This is a genomic window from Streptomyces sp. NPDC087440 (genome assembly GCF_044744005.1).
Lineage (GTDB): Bacteria > Actinomycetota > Actinomycetes > Streptomycetales > Streptomycetaceae > Streptomyces.
Window position 1 is genome coordinate 35555 of record NZ_JBIUXN010000012.1, and the last position, 17806, is coordinate 53360.

The window sequence follows — 17806 nt, forward strand, 5'->3', positions numbered from 1 at the left end:
ACTTTATGCGTGGGCCCATTGACACAGCTCTGCAACAGCCCTGCCCCGAATTCCCACCCGCCCTGTGAGCCTGCCGCCCCCTGGCCGCACACTGAAGGCATGAGCGACTGGCCCAGTGCACGAAACGACGACCGCGACAACGGGTACGGCCGAGGAGCTGCGAGCCCGCAGCCCGAGGGCCCCCGGGTGATGCGGCATGTGCAGCGCGGCCAGGTCCCGCCCCCCGCGGGCCGCCGACCCGCCCCGCAGGCCCCGTCCGCCCCGCCGCGCGGCGTCCCGCCGCAGCAGTCGCAGGGGTACGACGACTACGGGTACGGCGGCGACCAGGGCGGTGGCGACGGCTACAACACCGGCCAGGTCTACGGCGGCGGCCGAGGCACCGGCGGGGGCCGAGGCGGCGGCAACGGCTCGGGCCCCGGCGCCACCCGCGGCCCGCGGCCCGCCCCGAACTGGGGCCGCCGGATCAAGATCGGTGCGATCACCGTCGTCTCGGTCGTCGCGATCACCTCGGTCGCCACCTACTTCTGGGCCGACTCCAAGGTCCGCCGCGAGGTCGACCTCTCCAAGGTCATCGACCGGCCGAAGGAGGGCGACTGCACGACGTACCTCGTCGTGGGCTCCGACAGCCGCGAGGGCATGACCGCCGAGGACAAGAAGCGTCTGCACACGGGCTCCAACGAGGGCAAGCGCACCGACTCGATGATCATCCTGGCCTCGTGCTCCAGCGGCGACACCATGATCTCGCTGCCGCGCGACTCGGACGTCGAGATCCCGTCCTTCGTCGGCTCGGAGTCCGGCAAGCGCTTCGAGAACCAGCACAAGCGCACCAAGCTCAACGCCGCCTACGCCACCGACGGCCCGGAGCTCCTGGTCCGTACCGTCGAGCACAACACCGGCCTGCGCATCGACCACTACGCGGAGATCGGCTTCGCCGGGTTCGCGAACATCGTGGACGCGATGGGCGGCGTCGACCTGGACATCCCCAAGGCCTTCAAGGACAAGAAGTCCGGCGCCGACTTCCAGGCGGGCAAGCAGACCCTCAACGGCGAGCAGGCCCTCGCCTTCGTCCGCACCCGGTACGCCTTCGCCGAGGCGGACCTCGCACGCACCAAGAACCAGCAGAAGTTCCTGGCCGCCCTGGCGAGCCAGGCCGCCTCCCCCGGCACGCTCCTCAACCCCTTCTCCCTCTACCCGACGCTCGGCGCTGGCCTGGACACGCTGATCGTGGACAAGGACATGGGCCTGTTCGACCTGGCCGGGATGTTCTTCGCGATGAAGGGCGTCAGCGGCGGCGAGGGCAAGTCCATGAACATGCCCAGCAGCGGCTTCCGCAACGGCAACGTCGTCTGGGACAAGGAGAAGATGCGCCAGCTGGTCCAGCAGATCCAGAACGACGAGAAGGTCACGGTCACCTCGAACTGACCTGTCGCCGCTCCGCCACGGGGCGGGGGCGTCCCGCACAGGACGCCCCCGCCCCGTCCGCGTACCCCCGAACGCCACGCCCGCCGCGAACCCCCGGCGCTCCCGTGCCACGGTGGCCGTACCTGCCCGACCGGCCGATCCGCCGTCCCCGCTGATCGGCCGCGCCCGCCGTCGCCACTGCCGTCGCAGAACCGGAGCCCCGTCATGGCACTGCTACAGGACGACCCGCAGCACACCACCTCCGCCGTGGGCGCTCCCGACCGCGTGACGGACGCCCCCTGCGAGCCGGCGCCCGCCGAGGAGACCCTGGCCCGCGCCCGGGAGCTGCTCGCCGCGCACCCCGTCGCCGACGGGCACAACGGCCTGGCGCGGGCCATACGGTCCGCCCCCTGGTCCGACATAGAGCTCGGCGAGTCCACCCTCGACACCGACATCCCCCGGCTGCGGGCGGGCGGCGTCGGCGCGCAGTTCTGGTCCCTGCACCCCGAGGCGGACGCCGGGTGCGCGGTCAGCGGCGTGCTGGAGCAGATCGATCACGTACGGGCCATGGTCGGCGGCTATCCGGAGGCGCTGCGCATCGCGCTCAGCTCCGGCGAGGTCGGCGACGCCCGCTGCTGCGGCCGCATCGCCTCGCTGCTCGGTCCCGCCGAGGCCCCCGCGATCGGCTCCTCGCTGGGCACCCTGCGCGCCCTGCACGCACTCGGCGTCCGCGCGCTCACCCTCACCGGCGTCGACTGGGCGCCGCCCACCGGTCTGACCCGCTTCGGCCAGGAGGTCGTCCGGGAGATGAACCGCGTCGGCATGCTCGTCGACCTCAGCGGCACCGCCCCCGAGACGATGCGCGCCGCCCTCACGGTCTCCCGCGCCCCCGTCGTCCTGACCCGCTCGGGCGCGCAGGCCCGCACCCCGCACCCGGCCAACGCGCCGGACGACGTGCTGGCCGCGCTGCGCGCGAACGGCGGCCTGTGCATGGTGCCCTTCGACGCGGCCCGCACGGGTCCCGCCGTGCGGGACGTCGCCGACCACCTCGACCACGTCCGTTCCCTCGCGGGCCCGGGATGCGTCGGGCTCTCCGGTACGTACGACACGGGCGCCGCCCATCCCGGGGCGCTGCGGGACGCGGGTTCCTACCCGTACCTCGTCGCGGAACTCCTGGACCGGGGCTGGCCGGAGGCCGACCTCGCCCGCCTCACCTGGGAGAACCTCCAGCGAGTGCTGCGGGACGCGGAGTTCACCGCGAAGGCGGCGCAGGAGCGGCGCGGCCCCTCGACGGCGCGCATCGAGGAGCTGGACGGCTGACCCGGCGGCCTCAGGCCTGGGGGGGCTCAGGCCTGGGGGGCCGCAGGCCTTCGGAGTCTCAGGCCTTCGGGCGGCCCATCGCGCGGAAGGTCCAGCCCGCCTCGCGCCACTGGGCGGCGTCCAGGGCGTTGCGGCCGTCCAGGATGAGGCGCCGGGCGACGACCGCGCCCAGTTCGGCCGGGTCCAGGTCGCGGAACTCGCGCCACTCGGTGAGGTGCAGCACGATGTCCGCGCCGCGCACCGCGTCCAGGGCGGAGTCGGCGTAGCCGAGGGTGGGGAAGACGCGGCGGGCGTTGGCCATGCCCTTGGGGTCGTAGACGGTGACCTGGCCGCCCTGGAGGTGGACCTGACCGGCGACGTTCAGGGCGGGCGAGTCGCGTACGTCGTCGGAGTCGGGCTTGAAGGTCGCGCCGAGGACGGCGACGCGCTTGCCGAGGAAGCCGCCCTCCCCCAGGGCCTCGCGGGCCAGCTCGACCATGTGACCGCGGCGGCGCATGTTGATGGAGTCGACCTCGCGGAGGAAGGTCAGCGCCTGGTCGGCGCCCAGCTCACCGGCGCGGGCCATGAACGCCCGGATGTCCTTGGGCAGACAGCCGCCGCCGAAGCCGATCCCGGCGCGCAGGAACTTCGGGCCGATCCGCTCGTCGTACCCGATCGCCTCCGCCAGCTTCACGACGTCGCCGTCGGCCGCCTCGCAGACCTCCGCCATCGCGTTGATGAACGAGATCTTCGTCGCGAGGAAGGAGTTCGCGGCGGTCTTCACCAGCTCGGCCGTCGGGAAGTCCGTCACCACGAACGGCGAGCCCTCGGCGAGCGGCGTCGCGTACACCTCGCGCAGGATCTTCTCGGCGCGCTCGCTCTCCACGCCGACGACGAGCCGGTCCGGGTGCAGGGTGTCCTGCACCGCGAAGCCCTCGCGCAGGAACTCCGGGTTCCACGCCAGCTCGACGCCCTCGGGGGCCTGCTCCGCCAGCAGCTGCTTCAGCCGGGCCGCCGAGCCGACCGGCACGGTCGACTTGCCGACCACGAGCGCGTCGCTCTTGAGGTGCGGGGCCAGCGAGGCGAACGCGCTGTTGACGTAGCTCATGTCGCAGGCGTACTCGCCGTGCTTCTGCGGGGTGTTCGTGCAGATGAAGTGGACGTCGCCGAAGGCCCCGGCCTCCTCGAAGTCCATCGTGAAGCGCAGCCGCCCGGTCGACCCCGGCAGGCCCTCGACGTGCTGGTGGAGCAGCTCCTCCAGGCCCGGCTCGTACATCGGTACGCGACCGGCGCTCAGCATCTCGATCTTCTCGGGCACGACGTCGAGCCCGAGCACCTCGAACCCGAGCTCCGCCATCGCCGCGGCGTGGGTGGCGCCGAGGTAGCCGGTGCCGATCACGGTGAGCCTGAGGGCCATGTGGTGCTCCTAGAGGTGCGGGCGGGACAACGGGCCCGAGCATATCGGGGCGCCCGTATGGGGAGGTTCCGCCCGAGCTGTCGGCCCTGGTGCGCAAACTCACGTATCCAAGCCCGGACCCACGCTCTAAAATCTTGGTTACTTAACGGTAGTTAGCATCCTTGTGATCCTTGGGGAGTGAGAAGCCTTGGCAGGTTCGCCCGATTTCGACCTGTACCGGACGTCCGAAGAGCACGACATGCTGCGGGAGTCGGTGCGCGCGCTCGCCGAGGCGAAGATCGCCCCGTACGCGGCCGAGGTGGACGAGCAGGCCCGCTTCCCCCGCGAGGCCCTGGACGCGCTGGTCGCGGCCGACCTCCAGGCGGTGCACGTGCCCGAGGCCTTCGGCGGCGCGGGCGCGGACGCCCTCGCCACCGTCATCGTGATCGAGGAGGTGGCCCGTGTCTGCGCCTCCTCCTCCCTGATCCCGGCCGTCAACAAGCTGGGCTCGCTGCCGGTGATCCTCTCCGGCTCGGAGGACCTGAAGAAGAAGTACCTGGCCCCCCTGGCCAAGGGCGAGGCGATGTTCTCGTACTGCCTCTCCGAGCCGGACGCCGGTTCGGACGCGGCGGGCATGAAGACCCGGGCCGTCCGCGACGGCGACTTCTGGGTCCTCAACGGCGTGAAGCGCTGGATCACCAACGCCGGCGAGTCCGAGTACTACACGGTCATGGCCGTCACCGACCCCGAGAAGCGCTCGAAGGGCATCTCCGCCTTCGTCGTGGAGAAGTCCGACGAGGGCGTCTCCTTCGGCGCGCCCGAGAAGAAGCTCGGCATCAAGGGCAGCCCGACCCGCGAGGTCTACCTCGACAACGTGCGCATCCCGGCCGACCGCATGATCGGCGAGGAGGGCACCGGCTTCGCCACCGCCATGAAGACCCTCGACCACACCCGCATCACGATCGCCGCCCAGGCGCTCGGCATCGCCCAGGGCGCCCTCGACTACGCCAAGGGCTACGTCCAGGAGCGCAAGCAGTTCGGCAAGCCGATCGGCGACTTCCAGGGCGTGCAGTTCATGCTCGCGGACATGGCCATGAAGCTGGAGGCGGCCCGCCAGCTCACCTACGCCGCCGCCGCGAAGTCCGAGCGCGTGACCGCCGGAGGCGAGAAGGAGGACCTGACCTTCTTCGGCGCGGCGGCCAAGTGCTACGCGTCCGACGCGGCGATGGAGATCACCCTGGACGCGATCCAGCTGCTCGGCGGGTACGGGTACACGCGGGACTACCCGGTGGAGCGGATGATGCGGGACGCGAAAATCTGCCAGATCTACGAAGGAACGAACCAGGTTCAGCGCATTGTGATGGCGCGGAATCTGCCGAAGTAGTCGGCGGTACGGAACGGGGCCGGGTCTCTGCTTCGGGCGATGCCTGGGGTGGGACCCGGCCCGGTGCTGTTCGTGGCCGGGGGCGAGAGGGCCGGGACGGGCCGGAGTCGGGCGGGCCGCCCCCCTGCCCGGCGGAAGGGTGGGTCAGCCGTCGAGTTGGTCCAGGGTGGCGTTGGAGGGGCCTCGGTGGGACTGGAGGGTGCGGGCCGCCGATTCGGCGTCGCGCAGGACCCGTACCGCGTTCTGCCAGGTGAGTTTGGCGAGGTCGGGGGTGGACCAGCCGCGGGTGAGGAGTTCGGCGATGAGGTTGGGGTAGCCGGTGACGTCTTCCAGGCCGGCGGGGGTGAAGGCCGTGCCGTCGTAGTCGCCGCCGATGCCGATGTGGTCGATGCCCGCGACCTCGCGCATGTGGTCGAGGTGGTCGGCGACGGTGGCGGGTGTGGCCATCGGGCGGGGGTTGGCGGCTTCGAAGGCGTGCTGGACCTTCATGCCCTCGGCGGTGGTGTCGAGGTGGTGCAGGCCGTGGGCGCGCATGTTGTCGTCGGCGCGGGCGGTCCAGGCGACGGCTTCCGGGAGGATGAACTTCGGGACGAAGGTGGCCATCGCGACGCCGCCGTTGGCGGGGAGGGCGGCCAGGACGTCGTCCGGGATGTTGCGCGGGTGGTCGCAGACCGCGCGGGCCGAGGAGTGGGAGAAGACGACGGGGGCCTCGGTCGTTTCGAGGGCGGCGCGCATGGTGGTGGCGGCGACGTGCGAGAGGTCGACCAGCATGCCGATGCGGTTCATCTCGCGGACGACTTCGCGGCCGAAGGCCGTGAGACCCCCGACGTTGGGGACGTCCGTCGCAGAGTCCGCCCACGCGATGTTGTCGTTGTGGGTCAGGGTCATGTAGCGCACGCCGAGGGTGTGCAGGGCGCGCAGGGTGGCGAGGGAGTTGTTGATGGAGTGGCCGCCCTCGGCGCCCATCAGGGAGGCGATGCGGCCGTCGCGGCGGGCCGCCTCCATGTCGTCCGCCGTGAGGGCCCGGACCAGGTGGTCGGGGTAGCGGGCGATGAGTTGGGCGACGACGTCGATCTGTTCGAGGGTGGCGCTGACCGCCGAGTCGCCGGTGAGGTCGGTGCGGACGTAGACGGACCAGAACTGCGCGCCGACGCGGCCCGCCCGCAGCCGGGCCAGGTCCGTGTGGAGGTGGGCGGACTGGTCGGCGGCGATGTCGCGGCGGTCCAGGTCGTAGCGGACCTGTTCGCGCAGCGCCCAGGGGAGGTCGTTGTGGCCGTCGACGACGGGGAAGTCGGCGAGGAGGGTGTGGGCCTTGTCCAGATTGCTCATGGGTTCCTTCCTACTCCCTGCCCGCCGCTTCCCCGAAGCCGGGAACTACGTGCCGAAGCCGAAGGAGTCCGGGGTGCCCATCGCCTTCGTGCGCAGGCGCTTGCCCTTCTCGGTGGCCTGGGCGTTGAGGTCCTGCTGGAACTCCCGCATGCGGGTCAGGAGGGCCGGGTCGAACGCGGCGAGCATCCGGGCCGCGAGGAGGCCCGCGTTGCGGGCGCCCGCGACGGAGACCGTGGCGACCGGGACACCGGCGGGCATCTGCACGATGGACAGGAGGGAGTCCATGCCGTCGAGGTACTTCAGGGGTACGGGGACGCCGATGACCGGGAGCGGGGTGACCGAGGCCAGCATGCCCGGGAGGTGGGCCGCGCCGCCCGCGCCCGCGATGATCGCCTTGAGGCCCCGGCCGGCCGCTTCCTCGCCGTACGAGATCATCTCGTGCGGCATCCGGTGCGCGGAGACGACGTCGACCTCGTAGGGGATCTCGAACTCGGCCAGCGCGGTGGCGGCGGCCTCCATGACGGGCCAGTCCGAGTCGGAGCCCATGACGATGCCGACCAGGGGAGCGTGTGCGTTACTCAACGATCGTTCCTCGGAGGTAGCCGGCGGCGTGGCGGGCTCGGTCGAGCACGTCGGCCAGGTCGTCGCCGTAGGTGTTGACGTGGCCGACCTTGCGGCCGGGGCGCACGTCCTTGCCGTACATGTGGATCTTCGCCTGCGGGTCGCGGGCCATGACGTGCAGGTACGGCTTGTACATGTCGGGGTAGTCGCCGCCGAGGACGTTGCACATGACCGTCCAGGTCGCGCGCGGGCGGGGGTCACCGAGCGGAAGGTCGAGGACGGCGCGGACGTGGTTGGCGAACTGCGAGGTGATCGCGCCGTCCTGGGTCCAGTGGCCGGAGTTGTGCGGGCGCATCGCGAGTTCGTTGACCAGGATGCGGCCGTCGGCGGTCTCGAAGAGCTCGACGGCGAGGTGGCCGACGACGTCCAGTTCGACGGCGATGCGGATGGCGAGCTGCTGGGCCTCGCCGGAGAGCTGCTCCGAGAGGTCGGGGGCCGGGGCGATGACCGTGTCGCAGACGCCGTCGACCTGCTGGGACTCGACCACCGGGTACGCGACGGCCTGCCCGTGCGGGGAGCGCACGATGTTGGCGGCCAGCTCGCGGACGAAGTCGACCTTCTCCTCGGCGAGGACGGGCACGCCCGCCTGGAAGGGGTCGTGGGCGTCGGCCTCGGAGCGTACGAACCACACGCCCTTGCCGTCGTAACCGCCGCGCACCGTCTTGAGGATGACGGGGTAGCCGTCGCCCTCCTCCGCGAACGCCGTCACGTCGGCCGGGTCGGCGACGATGCGGTGCCGGGGGCAGGGGGCGCCGATCTCGGTCAGCTTCGCGCGCATCACCCCCTTGTCGTGGGCATGGATCAGCGCGTCGGGGCCGGGGCGGACGGGGATGCCGTCGGCCTCCAGGGCCCGCAGGTGTTCGGTCGGCACGTGTTCGTGATCGAAGGTGATCACGTCGCAGCCGCGCGCGAAGGCGAGGAGGGTGTCCAGGTCGCGATAGTCGCCGACGACGACATCGCTCACCACCTGGGCCGCCGAGTCCTGGGGGGTGTCGCTGAGGAGCTTGAACTTGATGCCGAGGGGGATGCCCGCCTCGTGGGTCATACGGGCGAGCTGACCGCCGCCGACCATACCGACTACCGGGAACGTCACCCGACCAGGGTATCCGTAGGCACGTACCACCCCGGACGCCCCCTCCTTCGTACGAAGACACAAGGGTGCGGGACGGAGGGATGGCCGAACCGTGACCGGACGGCGCACGTCCCCGGGCCGTGCCCGGGGAGTGATGGTTAGCATGGCTGGGTTGACGACATCAACCGAACGGGGTCGACACAGATCATGAGCGAGCCTGGCGGTACCGCGCTGCGCACACGTCTCGAACAGCTTGCGCGCGAGGTCGTCAAGTTCGGCGCGGTCGGTGGACTCGGGATGCTCATCAACATCGGGCTGTCCAACCTGCTGTGGCGCACCACCGACCTCCCGCTGGTGCGGGCCAGCCTCGTGGCGACCGTGGTCGCGGTCCTCTTCAACTACGTCGGCTTCCGGTACTTCACCTACCGCGACCGCGACAAGAGCGGCCGGGCCAAGGAGCTCACGCTCTTCCTGATGTTCAGCGTGGCCGGCGTGGTCATCGAGACCGGGGTGCTGTACGCGGCGACGTACGGCTTCGGCTGGAACGCCCCGTGGCAGAGCAACTTCTTCAAGGTGTTCGGGATCGGGGTGGGGACCCTGTTCCGCTTCTGGTCGTACCGGACGTGGGTGTTCAGGGCGCTGCCCGCGCAGGAGGCCGTCGAGCAGGCCGAGAAGGTCCGGGAGGAGGACGAGGGCTCCCCCGCGCCCGCTTCCGCCGCTGCGCCTGCCTCCGGGCCCGCTTCCGCCGCTGCTCCTGCCCCCGCGCCCGCTTCCGCCGCTGCTCCCGCCTCCGCGCCCGCTTCCGCCGCTGCCCCCGCGCCCGCCCCCGCCGTGGCGCCGCAGCCCGAGCCCGCGGTCTCCCGGCTCACCTGATCGTCTTCTCGTCGTCCTTCCTGCTGTCGGGCACCACCGTGCTGAGGAACAGCGCGAAGACGGCGGGCTTCTGCTGGAGGAGTTCCAGGCGGCCGCCGTCGGCCTCCGCGAGGTCGCGGGCGACGGCGAGGCCGATGCCGGTGGAGTTGCGGCCGCTGATCGTGCGCTCGAAGATCCGGGCGCCGAGGTCGACGGGTACGCCGGGACCCTCGTCGGTGACCTCGATGACGGCCTGGTTGCCGGTGACGCGGGAGCGCAGGGCGACGGTGCCGCCGCCGTGCATCAGGGAGTTCTCGATGAGTGCGGCGAGCACCTGGGCCACCGCGCCGGGGGTGCCGACGGCGCGCAGGTCCTTCTTCCCCGACCGGACGATCGCCCGTCCGGCGCTGCGGTAGGCGGGCCGCCACTCCTCGATCTGCTGCTTGACGACCTCGTCCAGGTCGAAGGCGACGGCGGAGCCGGTGCGCGGGTCGCGGGAGTTGGTGAGCAGGCGCTCGACGACGTCGGTGAGGCGTTCGACCTGGGTGAGGGCGATGGTCGCCTCCTCCTTCACCGTGTCGAGCTCGTCGGTGAGGGTGATCTCCTCCAGCCGCATCGAGAGGGCGGTGAGGGGGGTGCGCAGCTGGTGGGAGGCGTCGGCGGCGAGGCGGCGTTCGGCGGTGAGCATGCGGGCGATGCGTTCGGCGGAGGAGTCCAGGACGTCGGCGACCCGGTCCAGCTCGGGCACCCCGTAGCGCTTGTGGCGGGGGCGGGGGTCGCCGGAGCCCAGGCGTTCGGCGGTCTCGGCGAGGTCGGTGAGCGGGGAGGCCAGACGGTTGGCCTGACGTACCGCGAGGAGGACGGCGGCGACGACGGCCAGCAGGGCGACCGCGCCGATGATCAGCAGGGTGCGGCCGACCTCGCGGGTGACGGTGGACCGGGACTCCATGACGGTGACGGTCTCGCCGCGTTCCCCGGCGGCGTGGCCCTCGATGACGCCGTCGGTGGGGCGGGCGCCGATCTCTATGGGTGCCTGTCCGGGAATGTCGATACGGGCGTACCGGTGGCCGCCGATCTGCTTGACGAGGACCTCGCGGCTGACCGTGCCTTCGCCGACCAGGCGGCCCTCGACGACGCTGACCAGCCGCAGCGCCTCGGAGTCGACGGACTCCTGGGCGCTGTTGCTGATGGTGCGGGTCTCGACGATGACGAGGGAGACCCCGAAGACGGCGATGACGACGAGCACCACGGCGAGGGTGGAGTTGATCAGGCGGCGACGCATGCGTCAAGAATGCACGGTCGCCGCCGGGACCGTGGTGGTCAGCTCTTCTCGAAGCGGAAGCCGACGCCTCGTACCGTCGCGATGTAGCGGGGGTTGGCCGCGTCGTCGCCGAGCTTCTTGCGGAGCCAGGAGATGTGCATGTCGAGGGTTTTGGTGGAGGACCACCAGGTGGTGTCCCAGACCTCGCGCATCAGCTGGTCGCGAGTGACGACCCGGCCCGCGTCGCGCACCAGGACGCGCAGCAGGTCGAACTCCTTGGCGGTGAGCTGGAGCTCCTCGTCGCCCATCCAGGCGCGGTGCGACTCGACGTCGATCCGCACGCCGTGGGTGGCGGGGGCCGGGGCGGGCTCGGAGGAGCCGCGCCGCAGCAGGGCCCGGACCCGGGCGAGCAGTTCGGCGAGACGGAAGGGCTTGGTGACGTAGTCGTCGGCGCCGGCGTCGAGTCCGACGACGGTGTCCACCTCGTCGGCACGGGCGGTCAGCACCAGGATCGGCACGGTGTGGCCGTCGGCGCGCAGCCGGCGGGCGACCTCCAGGCCGTCCATTCCGGGAAGTCCCAGGTCGAGCACGACGAGGTCGATGCCCCCCTGGAGTCCGGCGTCCAGGGCGGTCGGTCCGTCCTCGCGGACCTCGACCTCGTAACCCTCCCGACGCAGTGCGCGGGCCAGTGGCTCCGAAATGGATGCGTCGTCCTCGGCGAGCAGTACACGGGTCATGGGGGGAATGTTAGTCGGCGTGGCCAGTGCCCCGGGAGTGATCGTCCAGGAACGGAGGGTGCCTGCGGCTCTGCGGCCCATTCCGTTGTAGGACCTTGGAATGGGGGAAGTTAGTTCCGTGGAAGCCTGTGATCCATCTCTCAAGTCCTTCCATATGCCGCACTGTCGTGTCGTAAGGTGGCGAACACGTTTGTTGCACTAATCGGGGGCCTTTGGCAGCAATGACTGCCACGGGCCCTTTTGTGTGCTTGATCGGATTCACCGATCCTGACGACGCGCGCCCGAGGGCGCGTGCCCGACGGCGGGTGAATGACTCAATGACCTAGGGCCGGGCTCCGCGCGCGACGATGCGCCGCGGGGCGTGGATCTCGGAGCGGCAACCCTTCCGCTCCGGTGCCGGCTGCCCCCCACCCGGGCGCGGATTCCGAGAACTCCATCGTGAACGCGTCCCGAGCAAGCAAGGATCGACCATGGCGTCCAGCCTGACGAAGGAAACCCCCGGCTCGGTTGCCGGGGACAAGGCCTTCTTCGGCCACCCCCGCGGCCTGGCCACTCTCTTCATGACCGAGATGTGGGAGCGGTTCTCCTACTACGGCATGCGTGCACTTCTGGTGCTCTACCTGGTGTCCGGCGGCGCTGACGCCGCGACGGGCAGCCAGGGCGGCGGTCTGGGGATGACGCTGGCCACGGCCACCGCCATCTACTCCGTCTACGTGGCGATGGTCTACCTCATGGCCATGCCCGGCGGCTGGTTCGGCGACCGTGTCTGGGGCGCCCGCAAGACCGTCACCATCGCGGCCTGCGTGATCATGGCCGGTCACCTGTCGCTGGCGCTGCCGGGCCAGATCGCGTTCTTCGCGGGTCTGATCCTGGTCGCCGTCGGCTCGGGTCTCCTCAAGGCCAACATCTCCACGATGGTCGGCCACCTCTACGACGGTCCCAACGACCCGCGTCGTGACGGCGGCTTCACGCTCTTCTACATCGGCATCAACCTCGGTGCGTTCGTCGCCCCGTTCGTGGTCGGTACGGTCGGCGAGAAGGTCAACTGGCACTTCGGCTTCATCCTCGCCGCGGTCGGCATGGGCCTGGGTCTGCTCCAGTTCCTGCTGGGCAGCAAGAACATGAGCGCCAAGTCCAGCGTCGTCCCGAACCCGCTGGACGCCGCCGAGCGCAAGAGCCTGCTGGTCAAGGCCGTCGGCATCGCCGCCGTCGTCGTGGTCTTCTACGCGGTGGTCGTCTCCATCGGCGTCTTCACGCTGAACTGGGCACTGGTCCCGATCACTCTCGCCGGTCTGCTGATCCCGGTCGCCGTGCTGACGCGCATCAAGCGCGACAAGCAGCTCTCGGCCCCCGAGCAGACCAAGATGAGCGCCTACATCTGGTTCTTCGTCGCGGCCGCCGTCTTCTGGATGATCTACGACCAGGGTGGCTCCACGCTGGCCCTGTTCGCCTCCAAGAACACCGCTTCCACGGTCTTCGGCCTGGGCTTCCCGGCCACCTGGTACCAGTCGCTGAACCCGCTCTACGTGATGGCGCTGGCCCCGGTCTTCGCCTGGCTGTGGCTGTGGCTGGCGCGCAAGAACCAGGAGCCGAACACCATCGTGAAGTTCGCGATGGGCATCGTCCTGGTCGGCGCCTCGTTCTTCGTCTTCATCGTCCCGATGAACATGTCGGGCGGCGGCGACAAGGTCTCCCCGATGTGGCTGGTCTCGATCTACATGATCCAGACCATCGGTGAGCTGTGCCTCTCCCCGGTCGGCCTCTCCGTCACGACGAAGATGGCCCCGCAGAAGTACGCCTCGCAGATGATGGGTGTCTGGTTCCTCGCGGTCACCGCGGGCGACTGCATCACCGGTCTGCTCTCGCTGGGCGGTGTGAGCCTGAACGGGCTCGGCGTCATCGCCGCCGAGGCCTCGCTGGCCGTGATCGCGGGCCTCGCGGTCTGGATGTACCGCAAGAAGGTCCAGGAGATGATGGGCGAGATCCACTGATCCTGCTCCACCCGCTCGTACGGAGGGCCGCCGCACCGGAATCGGTGCGGCGGCCCTCCGCCGTTTCCCCGGTCGCGTCCCGGGTTCTACCGGGTGCCCCTCAGCCGCCGCCACGGGGTGAAGGTGAAGACCGCGCCTCCGAGGAGGATGACGGTTCCGGCGACCAGGGCCAGGGCGCGCAGGGCGCCGCTGTCCTCGGCCCCGGTGTCGGCGAGGTCGCCCCCGGCGGCGCCCGAGGAGGCGGTGCCGCCCGATGACGTACCGGAGCCGGAGCCCGAGCCGCTGCCGGAGCCGCTGCCGCTGCTGCCGCTCGCGCCGCCCGGCTGGGCGGCCGTGTCGAGTTCGAGGGAGACGGGGGCCGTGCCCTTGACCGTGCAGGGGATGGCAATCTTCTGGCCGCCCAGGGAGACGTCGATGGTGAGGGTGCCGGGGGCCAGGGTGGTCTTGCCGCTCGCGCCGGGCTTGTAGGTGCCGGTCATGTCGGGGAGGTCGACCGGCTTGCCCTGCTCCAGGGGGTCCTTGTTGCCGGGTCCTGTGACCTTCGTGCTGCCCTTGTCGGAGCCGCCCAGGGTGAGCTGGAGGGAGGGCTTGAGGGCACCGGCGGGGAGGGCGGCGGGGCTGTTCATGACGCCCTTGGCGGTGGTGACGGTGAGGTCGTAGCTGCCGCCGTTCTTCTTGGCGTTGACGGTGATCTTCGTCTTGATGCTCGCCGGGCCGGGGGACGTGCAGGCGTACTCGACCGAGACCTCCTTGCCGGGGAAGTCGGTCTTGCCGCCGTCACCGCCGCCGGTGGTGCTCGTACCGCCGGAGTCGGAGGAACCGCCGGAGTCGGAGGAGCCACCGGTGTCGGAGGAGCCGCCGGTCGTGGTGGTGCCGCCGCTGGAGGTGCTGCCGCCGGTCGTGGTCGTACCGCCGGAGGACGTGGTGCCGCCCGAAGACGACGTGCCGCCGGTCGTGCCGCCCCCGCCGTCCGTCACCTTGATCGTCGCCGAGGCCTTGACCGCCTCCTTCGGGGTGCACTTGGTGTCCGTCGACATCGGCTTGCTGACGTTGATGGTGTACGCGCCCGGGGTGAGCGTGACGTCGCCCGCCTTGGTCAGCTTCAGCTTGGCCTTCATCTCGGGCAGCACCATGGGGCTGTTCTTGGGGATCGGCGGGTTCTGCCTCGGCCCCTCCGCCGTGAGGTCCGCGGTCTGCGCTCCCCCGACCTTCAGGGTGCCGGTCGGCTTGACGGTGTCCTTGTCGAGGTTGAGGACGTCGGGGTTCTTGGACGCGGCCTCGACCGTCTTCCAGACCACCTCGACCTCGTCGCCGACCTTCGCCGTCGCGGGCGCGGTCACGTTCACCTTGGTGGTGCCCTGCACCGGTGGCAGGCCCGAGATGGACGGCGGAATGCACTCGGTCTTGTACGACACTTCGGCGGCCAGCGCGGGGGGCGCAGCCAGCACCAGTCCCGCACCGGTGAGCATCAGCGCGATACCGGTCGCGCCCATCCTCCATTGCGTCTTCACGAATTGCCTTTCGGGGTAGGGGAGTTGGCGGTGCTCTCGTGCGGTGCGGAATGCGGTGCGGAAACCTGTGCGTGCGCCGGGTCGTACGGCTCCTTGTGCGGGAAGGTCGGCGGCGGCGGTGCGGGCGGCGGCGTCGGCGCGCTGTCCGGGGTGAACCAGGGCAGCGGCAGCACGGCCGTCGGCTCGCCGCCCTCCTCCTCGGCGGCCCCCGCCCCGGGCCGTACGGAGAATCCCGCATCGGCCTGGGCCCACTGCCGTACGGTCCGGTGCCGGGCCCGGGAGCGCCCCGCGAGGGCCGCCCCCGCCCGGGGCCGCACCCGGTCCACCACCGCCATCCCGATCCGGAACAGCCCCGCCGGGACCACCACCGCCAGCAGCACCCAGAACAGGACCACGCCCCACGGCCGGTCCACCCCCCAGGGCTGGGCGGCCATCACGGTCTTGCCGTACTTCACCGAGACCAGGTAGTCCCCGTACGCGCCCGCCGGGAGCTGCACGTCGAGCGCGACCTCCGCCTCCTTGCCGGGGGCGATGGTGCCCCGCCACCGGCGTTCCTCCCACAGCGGCGAGAAGACGCCGTGCGAGGTGCCGACCTGGAAGACGGGGTCGACGACGGGCGCGGAGCCGGGGTTGCCCAGCCGCAGCACGACCCGGCGGGTCTGCGGCGCGCCGAACCAGGTCAGCAGCGACCCCGACCCGTCCAGCCGTACGTCGGAGCGGATCACCGCGAGCAGCCCGGCGTCCGGCGCGGGTTTCGGCAGCGGCGCGACGGGATGCCCGGCGACCGTGAACTCGGCGTCGACGGCGGCCTGTTGGCCCTGCACGGTGGCGACGTGCACCACGCACGGGCAGGGTTTGGGCGGCTCGGCGACCTCCAGTTCGCGGCTGAAGCGGCCCTCGGCGTCGGTGGTGACGGCCCGGCCCTCGGCGTTGGCACAGGAGTTGGTGCCGCCGGGCACGCCGGTCGCCGGGGACGCCTCGCCGCAGATCAGCAGCATGAGCAGGGCCTTGGGCCGCCATCCGCTGCCCTTGACGGTGATCTCGCCGCCCTTCCCGGCCTCGCTCCGGGAGAGCGTCACACCGGGTGTGTCGGCAGCAACCGCACCCCCGACTCCCAGCAGGATCAGCACAGTTGCCATGACGGCCACCGCCACGCTCCGGCCAGTCCTCATCCGCGCTCCTCCTCCTGTGCCGCGCACGTCTCCTGTGCCGCACGTTTCCTGTGTCGTACGATCCCCAGCCCGCCCGCCGCGAGGAGTGCCGCCACTCCCCCGCCGAGTCCCAGCCCCGGACCCCACTCCACGAAGGTCGCCGTCGCGGTGGCCTCCTCGCGGACGCCGGGGTCGGCGGTGACGGTGAGGCGGGCGCGGGCCCGGTCGAGGGCGGGGGTGTCGGTCCAGATCTCGGCGAGTTCGGCGCGGCGGCCGGGGGCCAGGTCCTGCATCTCGCGGGGCTCCCGGCGCAGCAGTTCGCCGCCCAGCGTCCCGTCGGCGCGGACGGCGACGCGCGGGGTGAGGGTGGTGTTGCCCCGGTTGACCAGGGCGTACCGGATGAGGCCGTCCTCGATGCGGACGTCCTCGACGGAGAGTGCCGCCAGGGTGGGCCCGCTGACCCGCAGCCGGACCTCGGTGCGCTGCTCGCGGCCGTCGGCGGCGGCGACGAGCGTGCCGGGGTGGTCGCCGGGCTGGGCGGTGGCCGGGACGGTCACCGTGAAGGGCACGTCGGCCCGGGTGCGCGCGGGCACCCGCACCTGCCGGGAGGCGAGCGCGATCCACGCTCCCCGGGCGCCGACGGTGCGCAGGGTGACCGTGCGGGGGGTGCGCTCCGGGTTGACGATCGACAGCGTGTCCTCGAAGACGGTGCCGGGTGCGCCCTGGAGGTAGAAGTACGGGCGGCCGTTGCTGTCGGGCCGGGTGCCGCCACCGGCGGCAGGTCCCGCCGTCCACGCGTCGGCGGCGTGGACGGCGGGGGCGGGCCCGGTGACGTACAGGAGCCCCAACAGGAGCGGTACGCCGAGGACGTGGCGGCGCACGGTCAGTGCGGGGAGCGCTGCTGGTTGCGGCGGGTGAGCCAGAGGGTGCCCGCGGCTCCGGCGAGGAGGACGGTGCCGCCGAGGGTGCCGAGGGCGACGGCGGAGTCGAGCGGGCCGGTCTTGGGGAGTTCGCCGCTGTCGGAGGGTCCGCTCTGGGAGGCGCTGTCGCCGGAGGAGCCGGAGTCGGAGGAGCCGCCCGATCCTCCGCCGGAGCCCTTGGCGTCCAACTCCAGGGAGGGTTTGGGGTTGTTGGAGGGGGTGCAGGTGGTCGTCGTACCGAGGGCCTTGATGGTGAGGACGCCCGCGGTGAAGGTGACCTTGCCGCTCTTCTTCGGCGTGTAGGTGCCGGACAGGTCGCTGATCTTGATGGGGGTGTTGGCCGGTATGGCGGCGGAGTTGGCGGGTCCTGCCACCGACACCCGGCCGCTGTCCGCGCCGCCCAGCTTGATGACCGCGCTCGGCTTCATCGCCCCCTTGCCCAGCTCCACCGGGCTGGAGGAGACGCCCTTCTGGAAGGACATGGTGAGGGTGTAGCCGCTGCCGCTCTTGACCGCCTTGATGTCGATCGGGGAGACCGCCCCCTTGTTCCCGATCGGCGTCTTGCACTGGTAGTTGACGTCCACGACGTCGGCCTGCGCGGTGGGGGCGGCGATCAGCACCACCGAGCTCGCGACCGCGGCCGCGAGCGCGAGAGCGCCCGGCCTGCGGGCCGGCGTCCGCATCTGCTTCTGGTACGACACCTCGTGATCCCCTCGTACGCGGGAGCGTCGCCGGGTACCGGGCCGGGCACGGTCGGCCACGTTACTGACGGCGCATCAGATTGGTGGCTCAAGGTACGCCGGTGACCTGACGAGGGGAAGACAAAGAGCACGCCGGTATCGACGTGCTCTCCAACAACGGGGGATGCGGCCGCTCCGGCG

At 71.3% G+C, this 17806-nt stretch carries 15 protein-coding genes; 5 read left to right on the top strand and 10 right to left on the bottom strand.

Going from position 1 to position 17806, the window contains the following annotated elements; translation table 11 throughout:
* Positions 1-99 precede the first annotated feature (99 nt).
* Positions 100-1422 carry an LCP family protein gene (locus ACIO3O_RS23175; RefSeq protein ID WP_401748772.1) on the top strand — a complete coding sequence of 441 codons (1323 nt, stop codon included), beginning with the start codon at positions 100-102 and terminating at the stop codon, positions 1420-1422.
* Between the two features lie 204 nt (positions 1423-1626).
* The gene (locus ACIO3O_RS23180) at positions 1627-2721 is read left to right on the top strand and encodes a dipeptidase (protein WP_401748774.1); all 1095 of its coding nucleotides are present in this window, start codon (positions 1627-1629) and stop codon (positions 2719-2721) included.
* Positions 2722-2779: 58 nt separating this feature from the next.
* On the opposite strand, the gene ACIO3O_RS23185 is transcribed toward ACIO3O_RS23180, so the two are convergent.
* The gene (locus ACIO3O_RS23185; protein ID WP_401748775.1) at positions 2780-4117 is read right to left on the bottom strand and encodes a UDP-glucose dehydrogenase family protein; all 1338 of its coding nucleotides are present in this window, start codon (positions 4115-4117) and stop codon (positions 2780-2782) included.
* 187 nt (positions 4118-4304) lie between these two features.
* Between ACIO3O_RS23185 and ACIO3O_RS23190 the strand changes: the two genes are divergently transcribed.
* Positions 4305-5480, top strand: coding sequence for an acyl-CoA dehydrogenase family protein (locus ACIO3O_RS23190; RefSeq protein WP_401748777.1), 1176 nt, complete (start codon positions 4305-4307; stop codon positions 5478-5480).
* A gap of 144 nt (positions 5481-5624) precedes the next feature.
* Here the strand turns inward: ACIO3O_RS23190 and ACIO3O_RS23195 are convergent, their stop codons facing one another.
* The 3 genes from ACIO3O_RS23195 to ACIO3O_RS23205 are packed head-to-tail and all read right to left on the bottom strand — an operon-like array spanning position 5625 to position 8523.
* Complete coding sequence (locus tag ACIO3O_RS23195; RefSeq protein ID WP_401748778.1) at positions 5625-6809, bottom strand: dipeptidase; 1185 nt, start codon at positions 6807-6809, stop codon at positions 5625-5627.
* 45 nt (positions 6810-6854) lie between these two features.
* On the bottom strand, positions 6855-7355 hold the full coding sequence (purE, locus tag ACIO3O_RS23200) for a 5-(carboxyamino)imidazole ribonucleotide mutase (RefSeq protein ID WP_401749111.1): 501 nt from the start codon (positions 7353-7355) through the stop codon (positions 6855-6857).
* 28 nt (positions 7356-7383) lie between these two features.
* Positions 7384-8523, bottom strand: a complete 1140-nt coding sequence (locus ACIO3O_RS23205; RefSeq protein WP_401748780.1) for a 5-(carboxyamino)imidazole ribonucleotide synthase — start codon at positions 8521-8523, stop codon at positions 7384-7386.
* Between the two features lie 186 nt (positions 8524-8709).
* On the opposite strand from ACIO3O_RS23205, the gene ACIO3O_RS23210 reads away from it, so the two are divergent.
* Positions 8710-9375 (top strand): GtrA family protein, encoded by a 666-nt coding sequence (locus ACIO3O_RS23210; RefSeq protein WP_401748782.1) that lies wholly within the window; start codon positions 8710-8712, stop codon positions 9373-9375.
* On the opposite strand, the gene ACIO3O_RS23215 is transcribed toward ACIO3O_RS23210, so the two are convergent.
* Both ACIO3O_RS23215 and ACIO3O_RS23220 read right to left on the bottom strand, forming a co-directional pair.
* Complete coding sequence (locus ACIO3O_RS23215; protein WP_401748784.1) at positions 9368-10636, bottom strand: ATP-binding protein; 1269 nt, start codon at positions 10634-10636, stop codon at positions 9368-9370. The two genes, ACIO3O_RS23210 and ACIO3O_RS23215, sit on opposite strands and share 8 nt — an antisense overlap.
* Positions 10637-10674: 38 nt before the next feature.
* On the bottom strand, positions 10675-11352 hold the full coding sequence (locus ACIO3O_RS23220) for a response regulator transcription factor (protein WP_189827734.1): 678 nt from the start codon (positions 11350-11352) through the stop codon (positions 10675-10677).
* Between the two features lie 470 nt (positions 11353-11822).
* Here ACIO3O_RS23220 and ACIO3O_RS23225 point away from each other — a divergent pair, with 470 nt between their 5' ends.
* The gene (locus tag ACIO3O_RS23225; RefSeq protein WP_401748786.1) at positions 11823-13343 is read left to right on the top strand and encodes a peptide MFS transporter; all 1521 of its coding nucleotides are present in this window, start codon (positions 11823-11825) and stop codon (positions 13341-13343) included.
* An 86-nt stretch (positions 13344-13429) separates the two neighbouring features.
* Here ACIO3O_RS23225 and ACIO3O_RS23230 read toward each other — a convergent pair whose 3' ends face one another.
* Genes ACIO3O_RS23230 through ACIO3O_RS23245 form a run of 4 tightly spaced genes read right to left on the bottom strand, consistent with a single transcriptional unit; the run spans position 13430 to position 17608 of the window.
* Positions 13430-14836, bottom strand: a complete 1407-nt coding sequence (locus tag ACIO3O_RS23230; RefSeq protein WP_401748788.1) for a hypothetical protein — start codon at positions 14834-14836, stop codon at positions 13430-13432.
* 14 nt (positions 14837-14850) lie between these two features.
* Positions 14851-16026 (bottom strand): hypothetical protein, encoded by a 1176-nt coding sequence (locus ACIO3O_RS23235; RefSeq protein ID WP_401748789.1) that lies wholly within the window; start codon positions 16024-16026, stop codon positions 14851-14853.
* Complete coding sequence (locus ACIO3O_RS23240; RefSeq protein WP_401748791.1) at positions 16023-16886, bottom strand: hypothetical protein; 864 nt, start codon at positions 16884-16886, stop codon at positions 16023-16025. The genes ACIO3O_RS23235 and ACIO3O_RS23240 overlap by 4 nt, the downstream gene beginning before the upstream one ends.
* Before the next feature lie 2 nt (positions 16887-16888).
* Complete coding sequence (locus tag ACIO3O_RS23245; RefSeq protein ID WP_401749113.1) at positions 16889-17608, bottom strand: peptidase; 720 nt, start codon at positions 17606-17608, stop codon at positions 16889-16891.
* Between the last annotated feature and the right edge of the window lie 198 nt (positions 17609-17806).

What these genes read in the sequence shown, in the direction of transcription:
- purE (WP_401749111.1), bottom strand. Translation starts at nt 7,355, where the DNA reads ATGGGCTCCGACTCGGACTGGCCCGTCATGGAGGCCGCCGCCACCGCG.
- ACIO3O_RS23225 (WP_401748786.1), top strand. Translation starts at nt 11,823, where the DNA reads ATGGCGTCCAGCCTGACGAAGGAAACCCCCGGCTCGGTTGCCGGGGAC.
- ACIO3O_RS23230 (WP_401748788.1), bottom strand. Translation starts at nt 14,836, where the DNA reads ATGGGCGCGACCGGTATCGCGCTGATGCTCACCGGTGCGGGACTGGTG.
- ACIO3O_RS23235 (WP_401748789.1), bottom strand. Translation starts at nt 16,026, where the DNA reads ATGAGGACTGGCCGGAGCGTGGCGGTGGCCGTCATGGCAACTGTGCTG.
- ACIO3O_RS23210 (WP_401748782.1), top strand. Translation starts at nt 8,710, where the DNA reads ATGAGCGAGCCTGGCGGTACCGCGCTGCGCACACGTCTCGAACAGCTT.
- ACIO3O_RS23195 (WP_401748778.1), bottom strand. Translation starts at nt 6,809, where the DNA reads ATGAGCAATCTGGACAAGGCCCACACCCTCCTCGCCGACTTCCCCGTC.
- ACIO3O_RS23180 (WP_401748774.1), top strand. Translation starts at nt 1,627, where the DNA reads ATGGCACTGCTACAGGACGACCCGCAGCACACCACCTCCGCCGTGGGC.
- ACIO3O_RS23245 (WP_401749113.1), bottom strand. Translation starts at nt 17,608, where the DNA reads ATGCGGACGCCGGCCCGCAGGCCGGGCGCTCTCGCGCTCGCGGCCGCG.
- ACIO3O_RS23215 (WP_401748784.1), bottom strand. Translation starts at nt 10,636, where the DNA reads ATGCGTCGCCGCCTGATCAACTCCACCCTCGCCGTGGTGCTCGTCGTC.
- ACIO3O_RS23175 (WP_401748772.1), top strand. Translation starts at nt 100, where the DNA reads ATGAGCGACTGGCCCAGTGCACGAAACGACGACCGCGACAACGGGTAC.
- ACIO3O_RS23185 (WP_401748775.1), bottom strand. Translation starts at nt 4,117, where the DNA reads ATGGCCCTCAGGCTCACCGTGATCGGCACCGGCTACCTCGGCGCCACC.
- ACIO3O_RS23220 (WP_189827734.1), bottom strand. Translation starts at nt 11,352, where the DNA reads ATGACCCGTGTACTGCTCGCCGAGGACGACGCATCCATTTCGGAGCCA.